Source organism: Parapedobacter tibetensis, from assembly GCF_024704835.1.
In the GTDB taxonomy this organism is placed as follows: domain Bacteria; phylum Bacteroidota; class Bacteroidia; order Sphingobacteriales; family Sphingobacteriaceae; genus Parapedobacter; species Parapedobacter tibetensis.
Genome location: NZ_JAMXBE010000001.1, coordinates 153,921 through 168,580, shown reverse-complemented (window position 1 = coordinate 168,580; position 14,660 = coordinate 153,921). Strand labels below are relative to the sequence as shown.

General features: G+C 43.6%; 21 protein-coding genes and 1 tRNA gene. 8 read left to right on the top strand and 14 right to left on the bottom strand.

Translation table 11 applies throughout. From position 1 onward, the window contains the following. Positions 1–193: 193 nt before the first annotated feature. Positions 194–547 (bottom strand): HesB/IscA family protein, encoded by a 354-nt coding sequence (locus tag NF543_RS00670; protein WP_257666153.1) that lies wholly within the window; start codon positions 545–547, stop codon positions 194–196. A gap of 110 nt (positions 548–657) precedes the next feature. Here NF543_RS00670 and NF543_RS00665 point away from each other — a divergent pair, with 110 nt between their 5' ends. From NF543_RS00665 to NF543_RS00655, 3 genes are all read left to right on the top strand, one after another. Then, positions 658–1,185 carry a DUF7935 family protein gene (locus NF543_RS00665; RefSeq protein WP_257666152.1) on the top strand — a complete coding sequence of 176 codons (528 nt, stop codon included), beginning with the start codon at positions 658–660 and terminating at the stop codon, positions 1,183–1,185. 61 nt (positions 1,186–1,246) lie between these two features. Further along, positions 1,247–2,518, top strand: coding sequence for a serine hydroxymethyltransferase (gene glyA, locus NF543_RS00660; RefSeq protein ID WP_257666151.1), 1,272 nt, complete (start codon positions 1,247–1,249; stop codon positions 2,516–2,518). Between the two features lie 362 nt (positions 2,519–2,880). Further along, the gene (locus NF543_RS00655) at positions 2,881–3,468 is read left to right on the top strand and encodes an RNA polymerase sigma factor (protein ID WP_257666150.1); all 588 of its coding nucleotides are present in this window, start codon (positions 2,881–2,883) and stop codon (positions 3,466–3,468) included. A gap of 12 nt (positions 3,469–3,480) precedes the next feature. Here NF543_RS00655 and NF543_RS00650 read toward each other — a convergent pair whose 3' ends face one another. The 5 genes from NF543_RS00650 to NF543_RS00630 form a co-directional block, all read right to left on the bottom strand. Next, positions 3,481–4,077, bottom strand: coding sequence for a 2'-5' RNA ligase family protein (locus tag NF543_RS00650; RefSeq protein WP_257666149.1), 597 nt, complete (start codon positions 4,075–4,077; stop codon positions 3,481–3,483). Between the two features lie 158 nt (positions 4,078–4,235). Continuing rightward, the gene (locus tag NF543_RS00645; protein ID WP_257666148.1) at positions 4,236–4,685 is read right to left on the bottom strand and encodes an anthrone oxygenase family protein; all 450 of its coding nucleotides are present in this window, start codon (positions 4,683–4,685) and stop codon (positions 4,236–4,238) included. A 223-nt stretch (positions 4,686–4,908) separates the two neighbouring features. Continuing rightward, positions 4,909–5,454 carry a GNAT family N-acetyltransferase gene (locus NF543_RS00640; RefSeq protein WP_257666147.1) on the bottom strand — a complete coding sequence of 182 codons (546 nt, stop codon included), beginning with the start codon at positions 5,452–5,454 and terminating at the stop codon, positions 4,909–4,911. Between the two features lie 50 nt (positions 5,455–5,504). Further along, the gene (locus NF543_RS00635) at positions 5,505–6,014 is read right to left on the bottom strand and encodes a VOC family protein (RefSeq protein WP_257666146.1); all 510 of its coding nucleotides are present in this window, start codon (positions 6,012–6,014) and stop codon (positions 5,505–5,507) included. 18 nt (positions 6,015–6,032) lie between these two features. Next, positions 6,033–6,440 carry an iron chaperone gene (locus tag NF543_RS00630; protein WP_257666145.1) on the bottom strand — a complete coding sequence of 136 codons (408 nt, stop codon included), beginning with the start codon at positions 6,438–6,440 and terminating at the stop codon, positions 6,033–6,035. 123 nt (positions 6,441–6,563) lie between these two features. On the opposite strand from NF543_RS00630, the gene NF543_RS00625 reads away from it, so the two are divergent. Next, positions 6,564–6,755, top strand: a complete 192-nt coding sequence (locus tag NF543_RS00625; protein ID WP_257666144.1) for a hypothetical protein — start codon at positions 6,564–6,566, stop codon at positions 6,753–6,755. 134 nt (positions 6,756–6,889) lie between these two features. Here NF543_RS00625 and NF543_RS00620 read toward each other — a convergent pair whose 3' ends face one another. Both NF543_RS00620 and NF543_RS00615 read right to left on the bottom strand, forming a co-directional pair. Further along, complete coding sequence (locus NF543_RS00620; protein ID WP_257666143.1) at positions 6,890–7,177, bottom strand: type II toxin-antitoxin system YafQ family toxin; 288 nt, start codon at positions 7,175–7,177, stop codon at positions 6,890–6,892. Between the two features lies 1 nt (position 7,178). Beyond that, a complete protein-coding gene (locus NF543_RS00615) occupies positions 7,179–7,430 on the bottom strand; it encodes a hypothetical protein (RefSeq protein ID WP_257666142.1) in 252 nt (83 codons plus the stop codon). Between the two features lie 63 nt (positions 7,431–7,493). Between NF543_RS00615 and NF543_RS00610 the strand changes: the two genes are divergently transcribed. Continuing rightward, positions 7,494–7,664, top strand: coding sequence for a hypothetical protein (locus NF543_RS00610; protein ID WP_257666141.1), 171 nt, complete (start codon positions 7,494–7,496; stop codon positions 7,662–7,664). 231 nt (positions 7,665–7,895) lie between these two features. Continuing rightward, the gene (gene nrdI, locus NF543_RS00605) at positions 7,896–8,276 is read left to right on the top strand and encodes a class Ib ribonucleoside-diphosphate reductase assembly flavoprotein NrdI (RefSeq protein WP_257666140.1); all 381 of its coding nucleotides are present in this window, start codon (positions 7,896–7,898) and stop codon (positions 8,274–8,276) included. Between the two features lie 60 nt (positions 8,277–8,336). Here the strand turns inward: nrdI and NF543_RS00600 are convergent, their stop codons facing one another. The 6 genes from NF543_RS00600 to NF543_RS00575 form a co-directional block, all read right to left on the bottom strand. Then, positions 8,337–8,636 carry a HigA family addiction module antitoxin gene (locus NF543_RS00600; RefSeq protein WP_257666139.1) on the bottom strand — a complete coding sequence of 100 codons (300 nt, stop codon included), beginning with the start codon at positions 8,634–8,636 and terminating at the stop codon, positions 8,337–8,339. 13 nt (positions 8,637–8,649) lie between these two features. Then, entirely contained in the window at positions 8,650–8,940 is a 291-nt protein-coding gene (locus NF543_RS00595) for a type II toxin-antitoxin system RelE/ParE family toxin (protein ID WP_257666138.1), read from the bottom strand. Between the two features lie 558 nt (positions 8,941–9,498). Further along, positions 9,499–9,575 (bottom strand) — tRNA-Asp (locus NF543_RS00590). A 67-nt stretch (positions 9,576–9,642) separates the two neighbouring features. Continuing rightward, positions 9,643–10,716: a peptide chain release factor 1 gene (gene prfA / locus NF543_RS00585; protein ID WP_257666137.1), complete on the bottom strand. Its 1,074-nt coding sequence runs from the start codon at positions 10,714–10,716 to the stop codon at positions 9,643–9,645. A 181-nt stretch (positions 10,717–10,897) separates the two neighbouring features. Next, on the bottom strand, positions 10,898–11,227 hold the full coding sequence (locus tag NF543_RS00580; protein ID WP_257666136.1) for a DMT family transporter: 330 nt from the start codon (positions 11,225–11,227) through the stop codon (positions 10,898–10,900). 16 nt (positions 11,228–11,243) lie between these two features. Beyond that, positions 11,244–11,993 carry a UDP-2,3-diacylglucosamine diphosphatase gene (locus tag NF543_RS00575; RefSeq protein ID WP_257666135.1) on the bottom strand — a complete coding sequence of 250 codons (750 nt, stop codon included), beginning with the start codon at positions 11,991–11,993 and terminating at the stop codon, positions 11,244–11,246. 119 nt (positions 11,994–12,112) lie between these two features. Between NF543_RS00575 and NF543_RS00570 the strand changes: the two genes are divergently transcribed. Both NF543_RS00570 and NF543_RS00565 read left to right on the top strand, forming a co-directional pair. Further along, positions 12,113–14,257: a prolyl oligopeptidase family serine peptidase gene (locus NF543_RS00570; protein WP_257666134.1), complete on the top strand. Its 2,145-nt coding sequence runs from the start codon at positions 12,113–12,115 to the stop codon at positions 14,255–14,257. Between the two features lie 78 nt (positions 14,258–14,335). Beyond that, positions 14,336–14,617, top strand: a complete 282-nt coding sequence (locus tag NF543_RS00565) for a GNAT family N-acetyltransferase (protein WP_257666133.1) — start codon at positions 14,336–14,338, stop codon at positions 14,615–14,617. The last annotated feature ends 43 nt before the right edge of the window (positions 14,618–14,660 follow it).

Genomic DNA, 14,660 nt, shown 5'->3' with positions numbered 1-14,660 from the left:
GGGAGGTAAAAGAATAAAACGGGGATGAGGATGGAGAAACAGCTGGTAGTCTTCTGATATTAATTTCCTCGATTGGTTAACAACACACGTATAATCCATAAGGTGCTGTCCAATCATGAATAGCCACCCCCACCTATTTCGAAGCGGTTATATCAAGGTGAACATAGAAAAATGGCGATGATGATTTTGGTAGTTATGCAGAAAATGACGTCCCGCAACCACAGGTTTTCTCTGCATTTGGATTATTGAAGGTGAATCCGCGGGCATCCAAACCGCTCTTGAAATCAATTTCCATGCCGGCAAGGTACAATCCGTGCGCTTTGTTCATGAAAATCCGGATGCCCCCAATCTCGTATTCTGAGTCACCCTCTTTTTTTTGATCAAAACCCAATATATAGTTCATTCCGGCACATCCGCCGCCCTCAACGCCTACCCGCAATCCGAAATCGTCTGCTATTTCCTGTTGCTCCTTTAACTTTTTGAGCTCTTTGATGGCTCCTGCTGTCAAGGTTACTGGTGCTGTTGGTGAAAGGGTATCTGTACTCATATTGTTTGAAATAAATAACTTCTAACCATACAAAAATACATAAAAATACCCACTTTTGTGAAGCATTATAGATTTTTACGTTCCTCAAACAATTATCATAAACATTACAAATGGATATTATTGCGTTTTTAGTTGACCTCATCAAGTACATATTGGCAGGAAGTGTGGTAGTGGGTATGGCCAATTGGTTTTTTTGGCCCAAGTATAACAACCATGTTTTTCGATTGAAATCGTTGGATATAAACCGTGATTTCAAAAAGGAGCTACTACCATTGCGGTTGCAGGCTTATGAACGTATCGTGTTGTTCATTGAGCGTATCAACCCTTCTCATCTATTGGTGCGTTTGCTTGAACCCAATATGAGTGCAGTGGATTTCCAGCGCATTTTATTCAATGAAATTCGCTCGGAGTACCAACACAATATTACGCAACAGCTCTATGTGAGCGATACGGCTTGGTCCGTCACCACACAGATCAAAGACAACACAGTTGCGCTCATCCGAAATGCCATGGCTGGTTTACCTGCTACAGCGAGTGCGAAGGACTTGAGTACGATACTGCTTGCTCACATTGCGGAAATGGATGAAAACCATTATGATCTTACACTTAAAACCATCAAAAATGAGATGGTAGGTTGAATATTATATTCAAAATCATATCTTTGCGCAACTTTTTAACATTCAATTCTTTGATACCATAATGAAAAGAGATAAAATCCTATTCAAGCTAATCGATCAGGAACTTGCACGCCAGGAAGAAGGCATTGAACTCATCGCATCTGAAAATTTTGTAAGTAAGCAGGTACTCGAGGCTGCTGGCTCGGTATTGACCAATAAATATGCCGAAGGCTTGCCCGGTAAACGCTATTATGGCGGTTGCGAAGTGGTGGATGAGGTGGAGACCATCGCCATCGAACGTGGCAAGGAACTTTTCAATGCCGAGTGGGTAAATGTGCAGCCACATTCCGGAGCTCAGGCAAATGCCGCAGTTTTTTTAGCGCTTTTACAGCCCGGCGATAAGATTTTAGGTTTCGATCTCTCCCATGGTGGGCACCTTACACATGGCTCGCCCGTCAATTTTTCCGGAAAGCTTTACCGACCATTATTCTATGGCGTGGATAGGGAAACGGGTTTGATAGACTACAAACAATTGGAGCAAACAGCGCTACAAGAAAAACCGAAAGTGATCATCTGCGGTGCATCTGCCTATTCGCGTGATTGGGACTACGCATTTATACGTAGGGTGGCCGATGAAATCGGAGCGTTGGTGTTAGCCGATATTTCACATCCAGCCGGACTCATTGCCCGTGGATTGCTCAACGATCCGCTGCCGCATTGCCATGTGGTGACCACCACCACCCATAAAACCTTACGAGGTCCACGCGGTGGCCTCATTATGGTGGGTAAGGATTTCGAAAACCCTTGGGGCATCAAAACACCTAAAGGCGAAATACGGAGTATCACGTCTTTGCTGGATTTGGCCGTGTTTCCCGGTACGCAGGGCGGCCCCTTGGAGCATATCATTGCTGCCAAAGCCATCGCTTTCGGTGAAGCGCTCAGTAAAGACTATATGAAATACATCATCCAAGTGAAGAAAAATGCAGCCACTTTAGCGCAAGCCTTTGTCAATAAAGATTACAAAATCATTTCCGGTGGGACGGACAATCACTTGATGCTGATTGACCTCCGCAATAAAGGAATTAGCGGTAAGGCCGCTGAAGCAACGCTTGGCAAAGCTGGTATCACCATCAACAAGAACATGGTGCCATTTGATGATAAGTCACCATTCGTGACATCGGGCATCCGCTTGGGTACAGCTGCTATCACTACACGTGGACTCAAAGAAGAACAGATGTTAGAAATCGCAGAACTCATCGATTTGGCGTTGTTGAAACACGAAGACGACACGAAGTTGGAAAAGATTCACAAAAAAGTAAATAGTATGATGGCGGAATATCCATTGTATAAATAGCAAGCGATTTTATTTCATTCATATAACCCCCCGTTTCTGTATAGGGGCGGGGTTTGGTGTTGCCATTGAATGCATAAGGAAGGATTAGCGCTCCATCTGTAGAGACTAATTGGTGTGTTGCCGTAACAGTGGTTTTGATGATAATCTTTGTTACAAAAGAACTGCTTTTTAGCTTTAGTAATATTAAATTAAAACAAAAGCTTTGATTTTCTGAAAATTTTGTCTTTTTTTGACAAATACTGTGACCAGTATTATTTTTTGTTTTTAACAAAACTATTAATAGGAGAGCGATTATAGGAAATACGACTACAAGAGAAAAAATTACTTATTTGTTGAAAATAGTAAAGCGAAAGTAGCGTATTATGAAGCTTAAACAAAAGACAGACCAAGAACTCATCCGTCTTTATATATCTGGAGATGAGGTGGGTCTGGAGGTTTTGATAGATCGATATAAATCTAAAATATACACATCCATTTATTTATTGGTGAAGGACAGTTACCTTGCGGAGGATATTTTCCAAGATACCTTTATCAAGGTAATCAACACGCTTCGCGGTGGCCGTTATAACGAAGAGGGTAAATTTTTACCTTGGGTGATGCGTATTGCGCACAACTTGGTGATCGATTACTATCGGAAAGAACGGCGTACACCCGTAGTGGTAAACAGTGAGGGCTTTGATATTTTCGATGTGCTCCACTTTGCCGATGAAAGTGCGGAAGCACGAATAATCAGAGAACAAACTCACAGAGACCTGAGGAGAATGATACAGCTTCTTCCAGATGACCAAAAAGAAGTGCTCATCATGCGCCATTATGGCGATATGAGTTTTAAGGAAATCGCCGATGTTACCGATGTGAGCATCAATACGGCTTTGGGTAGAATGCGTTATGCACTCAACAACCTCCGCAAAATGATGTATGGTAAGGAATTGGCCCTAAAAATTGGGTAATCGCGCAGAATTTCAATTAAAAAGTCGTCCTTGGATAGGGTAGGGTATCTGACCCCTGAAGGTGAATTTTTCGACCTTACGATAGGTACGTGTGCCTACCCTCCGCTTCAAAAGAAGCATTTTCTTCGCGTGGAAGCGCCCTTCATATTTTGCCCGACTCCATAGGGCCCATACCATATTACACTGGGTGGGGGTAAGCTGCCGGGCAATGGTGATGTGTGGTTTCTTGACAAAAAAAGGAGCTTGTTTCATATTACGGTTGACAAAGGGCTTAATCTCTTCCTTCCTGTTTGACACCACATCAAGTATGGGATGGATGGTTTTTACATCAATATAAAGGGTATGGCCAAAATTGCCAAAGCCCTGTAATTCGATGTCAAACGGGGAAACTGTTGCCGATATGTTTCGTAGTTTTTGCACAAAGCGACTCTCATAGCTTTCATATTGCAAACACCTCATCAGTGTAAGGTGGGTGCGGGTGACAATGGCGTTGCTGAAACGGTAGCTTTGTATAAAATACCGTTTGAATCGTTGAATTTGCTGTTTAACACTGGCCTCCGGCTCAATGATTAATAGGTACTCGTTTAGGGTTAATCCGTTGAAATCCATAGTTGTAATCGCATAAACTAAAACAATTAGTAAATTTAAGAATTATGATTTTATTTACCAAATATTTTAGCTTTTTATATTGTTTTAACGATTACATTTATTTCAGAAATGAACTGATTAATTGTTTCAAATTGACCCATTCACGGCGGCTGGTTGGATTACCTTTTAATGAGGCCCCATAATAACAATATTAACGCGAGTACGTTGGCCAGCGTACGGATAAGATTATACTTGTTCCAGGATTCCTCAAAAGCCAACCGCTGGATAGTGATTTCCTCCGGTGTTGAAGTATGGATATTGAATTTATCAAGCGATTCATTCAATGGTATGTTACCTACCACTGTTACTCCGAAAACACCAATGAGGTATGCAATCGATGCCATCAATAATAGATAAAAGGACATAGAGGTTCCATCCATTTGATATGACATCCATGTGCTGAGGGGCGTTGCAATCGCTGTGCCGATGAAACTGGCGAAAAACCATGGGTTTAGAATGGCTTTGTTGATGGATTGCATGGCACCTAAGTATTCGGCATCCGCCAATCGGCCCAAGCCGATATTCACTGAGCAGGAATAAGCATAGAAAAGGCCACTGATTAAAGCCATTAGTATAGCGGTTACTAAAAGAATAAAGTTAAAAAAAATCATCATGGTCAATTTTACTTTATAAGGATAACCCCGGGGTCTTCCACAAACTTAGATAAATTTGCTTTTATATGCAGTATAATTGATTGCATATAAAAGCAAGTTTATCGGTCTCTCCTCTGCCATTAGGGAGTTTTTATAGAGGAAATATGGGTAAAACTATGGTGATATTTTCACTTTCTACCTATACTATTTTTACCCAATGGATATGGCCGTCCGATACGGTTACTTGCTTAAACCCCATTTTATTGGCAAATCGGATAGCTTTTTGGTTTCCCGTCAGTGTATGGCTTACAACCGACTTCACACCATATTCCTCTTTGGCGAAAGCGATGACTGATTGGAAAGCCGAAGGCATAATGCCCTGTCCCCAAAACTCCGGCAAGAGCGAACCGCCAAATTCGATTTCTGCATTTTCGCTATCCCAGTGGTGCAACGCACAGTCCCCGATGATGGCATCTGGGCATGTAGCCAGGCGGATGGTCCAGACCATTTCACAACGCGCAACAATGCGGAGCGAGAAGCTTTCCGGTGTATCGCCTGACTGGATGGGACACTCATCTGCATCATATAATTCCGGATTGGAATACAGCCTGAAAAAAGGTTCGGCATCGGCATATGTCAGCACATTCAATACAACCTTGCTATTTGAAAGTACGGCGGTTTTACCAATTGAGTCCTTTTCGGCAATATTCCCCGAAGGCTTTATCCGATTTATGAAGAGTGCCATAATCTTATTATTTATGTATCCACATTGCCTATCCGGTTGAGTGCAACCCATCATCCTTGTTCGTATGCTTCCTTTAACGGCGCAATATCCAGTTTCTTCATCTGCAGCATGGTTTGCATCACTCGGCCTGCTTTAGCAGGGTCTGGATCCAGTATCATGTCATTCAATACCGTGGGTACCACCTGCCACGATACGCCGAATTTGTCCTTGAGCCATCCGCATACTTGAGCCTTTTCATCGCCACCCTCGGTAAGCTTCTTCCAATAGTAGTCTATTTCCTCCTGGGTTTCGCAATTGACAATAAACGATATGGATTCATTGAATTTAAATACTGGGCCTCCATTCAACGCCACAAATTCCTGCCCTTCGATGATGAATTCGACGGTCATTACTGATCCTTCAGGCATTTGATGGAATTCAAACCCATCTTTGGTGTAACGGGAAATCCTGCCGATTTTGGAATCTTTGAAGACCGAGGTATAAAATTTCGCTGCGGCTTCAGCCTCGCTGTCAAACCATAGGTTTGTGGTGATCTTTTGATTTGAAATTCGCTTTTCCATTTTTTTGTTTTAAAATAATTAATGCTTAATTTTCCTTGTCTTCGTGGTTTTTTCCTTTGCTGCTTCCATGTTTTCCACAACCCTTTTTTTGACAATCTGTGTTATCAAATCTTCGGGCAAGGGGGCATTCCAAGGGAATTGAATGGTTCCCTTGGATTGTTTGTAATTCGCAAGCTCATCCTTGAAGAACTCCCTTGTTGCGGAACTGGCAGGATATAGACCCCAATGGTTTTTCCATGCAGCAAAATAGATAAGCATGCCGTGGTATTTATAGGCGGGCATTTGATAGCTGATGGTTTCTTCCGCTTCGGGAGCCGCCTCTTTGATAATGGTTCGCACGCGTTTCAATGTAGCTGATGCTTCATCCCCAAGGCTGGTTAAGTACTCATCTACGCTACTGAAGCCAGGTGTTTTGCTTTTTTCCATGGTTAATTGGTTTGTTTATAACTCCTGTTCATTCACTGCAAATTTTGCGAAGGAATGACAATACAAACATAAGCTGTTAATCAGTGTGTTGAAATGGGTGAATATGACAATGTAAGGGGGTAAATGCGACAAAGTTGGAGATGCTTTCTGACCGACCAACCTGTTTACACCTTCTTAGGTGCAGGGAATAAAGAGACTACGTTGCACGTTAAGGCTGCTGATCCGGGTCTGCATAGGATCGAAGTGACGGTTACGGATGCAGACGGAAGTTCCATGACTCGGACCATCGGAGTGCATGTAAGGGAGGAAAAATGAATATTTTAGGATTATCGTAAAATACAAAAGCTTGCAATCATTTGACTGCAAGCTTTTGTATTTTTTTTGACCTTAAGACTGGCGATCCGGACGGGACTCGAATTCGCAGAGGCATTTTGTCCATATTGTTCATCTTAGAATAATTCGGAATGCGACCCAATCCTCACAAGGTAAACCTCTTTGTCGGGTTGTTCCGTCTGTCCCCATATAATCAACAGGTCGGGCAGGACGTGGCATTCCCAATATCCTGCGTAATTGCCTGATAGCTTATGGGGCTTCATGCTTACAGGGATGGACGAATTCCCACCATCTACCAACAGGTCGATGACTTCATAGATGGCATCCCTTTCTCGTTGCTTCTTTAGGTATTTCTTGATGTCCTTACGAAACCTTCCGGACGGGACGACTACGTATTTGCCCATCCTATCCCTCTAAATCCTCAAACAGGTTCTTGGCACCGGAATACCGTTTTAGCGTTGCCTTGTCCCTTTCCAGTTCGGCTATAGCCTCTCGCGTTTCCCTGTTTGGTAACTTGAAATCCGTAGCCTTTGAGAGTATGGTCTCGATGTAATTGTTTACGCTCCTGTTTTCCTTTCGAGCCTGGCGTTCGATGTAGTCGTACAAATCGCGGTCAATCCGCAGGGACGTTGATTTTTTTACGCTTATAGTATTCATTGTGATATTACTTTAAATACAAATATAGGGTTTTTTGCCATATTATGATAGTAATGCTAAAAAGTGGATAACAAGTCCACGCAGCAGGATTCGACAGCTAATAAGCAGCAGGAAATGGAGACAAGCGATCTACATAAGCAGCCAACAGTGGATTATGTGGCAAAGAATTACAATGAACGGAAAAAAAGCCAAGGCATGCCTGAGGGGAATATGTGTCTGAAGGGAGACCGGTAGACTATCCAACTGATACTACCAGGCCTAAAAACAAAAACGCAACCACCTTTTTTATAGATGATTGCGCATTATGCTGGCGGTCCGGACGGGACTCGAACATTTATAATTTACCTTAATCTACTTTTTCTTAAATTGCTTGTGTGTGATGTTCCCCAGTTGTTGGACAACTTTCGTCCTCTATGGGTTTTTCCGCACTTTTTGGTTACTTTTGTTACAAAAGACACCCCCCTAATGGCCATAATTTATTTTGATAGCCGCACGGGCAACGTAAACCGCTTTGTGGACAATATAAAAGCCAAGAGGCCGGACTTTACCACGGTCCGGATAGAACCGGATATGACGGTCAAAGAGAGGGGGCATTTGATAACCTATACCGATAGCGATGGGGAAATACCTTTTACTACCTATCTTTTCATGGAAAGAAATTGGAAGTTTATCGAATCTGTTTCAAGCAGTGGAAACAGGAATTGGGGAAAAACCTATGGGATGGCGGCAAAGCGTATCAGTGTTGGTTTTGGGGTGCCGATAGCCTTGGTTTTTGAGTTGTCGGGATTGGATAGCGATGTGGATGCCTATATCAGTCATGTGACAAAAAGCGAACATATTCTTTGATGCCCATATGAAAAAATCCATCTTTCGCAATAAATCAGGAAGCCCCTTTTGGGGCTTTCTCTATGCGTGTTCAAACTTCCTTAGCGACGGCTTGTTTTTGTTGTATTCGTTTATGGCCATTGCCATGTCGTATTTATTCTGCATGCGTGACCAAAAGTCTGCGGTACCGCCAAAAACATCTTGAATGCGCAACGCTATGTTTGGTGTTATGCCCCCCCTGCCATTGACTATTTTCGATATTGTTAAGCGGGACACCTGTAAAAGCTCCGCTACTTCCCCTATCTTAAGGTTATGGGGTTTTACCACTTGCTCCATGAACACCCGTCCGGGGTGTATATAAGTGCTGATGTGCCTGTCCATTTTATCTCCTTTTTTAATGATAATCTTCTAAATTCAAATCGCTTGCCATTGCCGCATTGTTGTCAAACTTGAATGTAATGCGCCAGTTGCCACTAACAGCGAGCGCCCAATCTCCTTTTCTATCCCCCTTTAATGGGTGCGGGCCATATGCAGGGAAAACATATAGGTCATCGGGAACCTTTTCAATGTTGTCGATGATAGCCATAACCTCTTCGATTTTACGTATCATGTTGGGGGGTAGTTTGCTACTGTCTCCTTTGTTCCAGTACAATTTAAGCCCCTTGTGTTTTATTGATTCTATCATCGTTGCTTATTGCATACTGCAAATATACAGTATTTATTTCACATCAAATACACTAAAATGCATTTGTGTTTTTAACAGGCGGCACATTTCTTGGACAAGCGTCATCCGCAATTCCTCGTCATCGATGTTAAATGTGTCTGGGTTAACGCTAATCTTGTGGATGACCCGTTCGTTGTCTGTCCTTGTTATTCCAACTGTGGGGTGCAAAGAAGCCCATAGCCCCGTTCTTACGACTTAGATTCATAAGGCAGTTCTTTTGGCCATCGAATGATTCAACGTTGTAGTAGTTAAACAATGTCTCGATGGGGGCAATTGTTTTTCTATAATTGCCATAGCGATTTTCCTTAGTTTCTAAATTGTAGTGTACACTACAAAAATGATTGGAGGAGTGTAGTCGTGTAGTTAAGTAGTTCGCAACTATAGGGAAACTTTTGATATTGTTGAGATAATCACTAATCATTGTATGGTATAAGCTGAAACTTTATGTAAGTAATCCTGTAAGTGTAAAAAGAAAAAACCCTTGATAATACTTGATTATCAAGGGTTTTCGTTTTAATTTGGCGGTCCGGACGGGACTCGAACCCGCGACCCCATGCGTGACAGGCATGTATTCTAACCAGCTGAACTACCGAACCTGCTTTCCCTTTTGGGTTTGCAAATATAGTGTGTTTTATCTATTTGCAAACAAATTTTTTAAAATAATTATAGCGTAGCCCCTTCTTTCATTTTTTCAGCGTTTTCAGCGAATTGTAATGCATCGATAATTCCCTGTATATCACCATCCATGATGGCTGTAAGATTGTACATGGTCAACCCGATGCGATGTTCGGTTACACGGCCTTGGGGATAATTGTATGTCCTGATTTTGGCAGAACGATCGCCTGTTGAAACCATTGTTTTGCGCTTGGCTGAAACATCGCCATGCTTTTTCTGTACTTCGAGCTCATATAATTTGGACCGCAGCATTTCCATGGCCAACTCTCGGTTTGCCAATTGCGAACGCTCTACTTGGCATACGACTACAATGCCTGAAGGTTTATGCGTGAGCTGCACTTTAGTTTCTACCTTATTTACATTCTGCCCACCGGCACCACCTGAACGTGACGTCTGCATCTCAACATCCGCTGGATTGACTTCTACATCTACTTCCTCCGCTTCGGGGAGCACAGCCACGGAGGCTGCTGAGGTATGCACGCGACCTTGGGTTTCGGTGTCAGGCACACGTTGCACGCGGTGTACACCAGATTCATATTTCAGCTGCCCATAGACATCTTCACCATTTACTTTGAGGATGACTTCCTTGTAACCGCCAGCGGTGCCTTCGGTTACATCCATCACTTCGGCACGCCATCCTTTCTGTTCGAAATAACGCGTATACATCCGGTATAAGTCGCCAGCAAACAGGGCCGCTTCATCTCCCCCTGTCCCTCCACGGATTTCAAGGATGGCATTTTTAGAATCTTCCGGATCCTTAGGAATAAGCATCAAGCGTATTTCGTCTTCTTTCTGGTCCTTTTGTTCCAACAATATATCCAGTTCTTCTTTGGCCATCTCGCGCAATTCCTGGTCTTTTTCATTGGTGAGGATGTCCTTATTGGTTTCAATATTGCTAACCATATTTTTATAGATATGGTATTGATCTACAATTTTGCCCAAATCCTTGTATTCCTTGTTGAGCTTAGCGAACCGATTCCTATTATTGACGGTATCCGGGTTACTCAATTCGCGTTCCACCTCTTCCCAACGATCTTTTATGGCCTTTAACTTCTCTAACATATTTATGTGTTTTTGTTTGTTTTTTTTACGTTCAATCAAAAGCAGCAAGATAAAACGACAAAAAAACGAAACAGCAAAAATTGTATGCAAAAGTACGCTTTTTTATGGTTTTCCGGAATGGAATATGAACCGTATAATGGTGTTTCGAAATGCAAAGTAACCCATGGGATGGGTGATTTAGTTAATGTGGCGAAACGGCTTTCAGGCCAATGATGGAACCGATAAGGGTGGTGATGAAAACCAAACGCCACAACGTGGCCGGTTCCTTGAAGAAAATAATACCTACCAATACGGTGCCGACAGCTCCTATGCCGGTCCATACAGCATAGGCCGTGCCTATGGGCAGTGTCTGCGTGGCTTTGACCAACAGCACCATGCTTAAGGTGAGGCAAACCACAAAACTTCCATACCACCAATACGATGCCATCCCAGTAGTTGTTTTCGCCTTACCAAGGCTTGCGGTAAAACCGACTTCAAATAATCCGGCAATAATAAGGATAATCCAGTTCATGATATCATGTTCATAGTTATTTCAACCATTCCTTCAACTCCAATGTTTTGCCGTCAAATACGGCATATGTGCTAAAGTTTATCCACTCCCCTAAGTTGATGTACCGGCTGCCATTCGGTAAGTTGATATCCAACGGCAGATGGCGGTGCCCAAAAATGAAATAGTCAGAATGTTGTTTTTTCAGGATTTCCTTAACATAAACCACCAGCCATTCATTATCTTCCCCCAGAAATGTTTCCTGGCCTCCCGATCCAATGCGGCTATGGGCCGACCACCGTTGTGCGATGCCGATACCTAGATTGGGATGCAGTCGGGCAAAAAGCCATTGGCATAATCGGCTTCTGAAAATTCTTTTAAGGAACTTATACTTGCTATCGCCGGGGCCAAGCCCATCGCCGTGATGCAGGTAGAAGGTCTTTCCGCCACGTTCGATGATGAGTTCGTTGTCAATGACTGCGGCACCAAGTTCGTCCTTAAGGTAGCCAAACATCCACATATCGTGGTTGCCCTTGAAAAACGTGATTTTCACACCCATATCAGCCAGCTCCGCCAGTTTCCCGAGGAAACGGACATAACCTTTGGGTACCACGGTGGCATATTCAAACCAAAAGTCAAAAACATCACCCATTAAATAGAGCTCAGCGGCATTGGTTTTGATGCTATCGAGCCAACTGACAATCCGTGCCTCCCGTTCGCATGTCTTGGAATGGAGGTGAGCCCCCAAGTGAAAATCGGAAGCGAAATAAATCTTGTCGCGTGTAGCCATTTCAGCCAAACTTAGATAAAATTGTTGTGATGTGCAATTAGCCATCATCTGAATGAAAATTAAAAAAATCTTGTTAGCTTTGTTTTAGAAGATCCATTATGAACATAAACCATCACAACATGAATAAAAATATCAGCATGATCGTATTGGCTACGCTCGTCACAGCCTGCCAAAACCAAAAAACCATCGAACCGGCAAATGACATCACATTATTACCCTATCCAGAGACGAAAAAAGGCGATGTCGTCGACAACCATTTTGACATGGAGGTGGCCGACCCTTATCGTTGGCTCGAAAATGATACAGCGGCCGATACCAAGGAGTGGGTAGCCGAACAGAATAAGGTGACCAATGATTACCTGGCGCAAATTCCTTACCGCGATGCCATCAATGCCCGGCTGGAGAAGCTCTGGAACTATGAGAAATTCTCCGCACCATTCAAAGAGGGTGAATACACGTATTTCTATAAAAATGATGGCCTGCAAAACCAAAGTGTACTGTATCGACAAAAGGGAGATGATGGGGAGGTGGAAGTATTCCTTGACCCCAATAAATTTTCAGAAGACGGCACCACATCGCTAGCTGGTGTCGCATTTACCAAGGATGGTAGCCTCGTGGCTTACCAGCTTTCGGAAGGGGGATCCGATTGGCGTAAGGTAGTGGTCATCAAGGCCGAAGATAAATCCATTGTCGGCGACACGTTGGTAGATGTGAAATTCAGCGGATTGGCATGGCATGGTAACGAAGGTTTTTACTATAGCAGCTATGATAAGCCTAAAGAAGGTAGTGCCCTTTCAGGCATAACCGATCAGCATAAATTCTATTTCCATAAACTCAATACGCCTCAACATGAAGATAAACTGATTTTTGGCGGCCCCAGCACACCCCGCCGCTATATTGGGGGATACGTTACCGAAGATGAACGGTTTCTGGTCATCTCGGCAGCCAATACTACCAGTGGCGGCGAGTTATATATCCAAGACCTATCCATACCAGGCAGTAGCATTGTGAATATCGTAGACGATTTTGAAAAGAATCACAGTATCATTGATAATGATGGGGACAAACTGTTCATATATACCAATCTGAACGCACCGAATGGGAAAATCGTCACGGTAGATGTAAATAGCCCGAAACCTGAAAACTGGGTAGACCTCATCCCTGAAACAGAACACGTGCTGAATCCAAGTACGGGAGGGGGCAAGCTTTTTGCCAACTACCTCAAGGATGCGACATCCATGGTGCAACAATATGACCGGACCGGCAAATTGGAGCGCACCATCGAATTACCCGATGTGGGTTCGGCGGGCGGGTTCAACGCCAAACTTGAAGACCAGGAGCTGTACTATTCATTTACTTCCTATGTGTATCCTCCTACTATTTTCAAATATGACATCCAATCCGGTGCATCGGAATTATATAAAGCTTCTGGTGTGGATTTTGATCCTTCGAAATATGAGTCCAAGCAAGTGTTCTATACGTCAAAGGACGGTACCAAGGTGCCGATGATTATCACCCACAAAAAAGGTTTAGCGTTAGATGGAAACAATCCTACCCTACTTTACGGTTATGGAGGGTTTAATATTAGCCTTTCACCCTCGTTCAGCACATCTAATATCATCCTGTTGGAACAGGGTGGGGTATATGCGGTGGCTAACCTGCGTGGTGGAGGTGAATATGGCGAAAAATGGCATTTGGCGGGCACCAAGCTCCAAAAGCAGAATGTGTTTGACGATTTCATCGCCGCTGCCGAATACCTCATCGATGAAAACTATACTTCTTCGGATAAATTGGGTATCTCCGGCGGTTCCAATGGCGGCCTGCTGGTCGGGGCAGCCATGACCCAGCGTCCGGAACTATTCAAAGTGGCACTTCCCGCGGTAGGCGTGCTGGATATGCTGCGGTACCACAAGTTTACAGCTGGTGCAGGATGGGCGTATGACTATGGCACGGCTGATGACAGCGAGGACATGTTTAGGTATCTTCATACTTACTCGCCTTACCATGCATTGAAGGAAGGCACAGCCTATCCTGCAACCATGGTCACCACAGCTGACCACGATGATCGGGTAGTGCCTGCACATTCCTTTAAATTTGCAGCACATCTACAGGAATGCCATACAGGACAGCATCCCGTGCTTATCCGGATCGAAACCAAGGCGGGTCATGGAGCTGGTAAACCTACCGCGATGATTATCGCTGAGCAGGCCGATAAGTGGGCGTTTTTATTCCAAAATATGGGAGCCTCGTATGCCGAACAATAGGATAACTATAAATAATACTAGGCTGATAATCATGTAGGGGAGCCCCTGCACGATTATGTTGCTCAAAACAAAGGAACAATGGACATCCAACGCGACGATAACGGCAAAAAAGGGTATTTCAAAGCGGAGGATGATGGCCAAGAGGCCGGCTTGATGACCTATACTTGGGCTGGCGATCAAAAATTCATCATCGACCACACCGAAGTGAATCCGGATTTCTCAGGCAGGGGAGTAGGTAAGCAGCTTGTTATGGCAGCGGTTGAATTTGCTAGGGAATATAACCTTAAAATTTTGCCATTGTGCCCGTATGCCAAAAGTGTGTTTGACAAGACACCGGAAATAAGGGACTTGTTGTTCTGAAATGTTACAGTATCAGTTCTAGCGTTTCTCCGTGGTTGTCGTT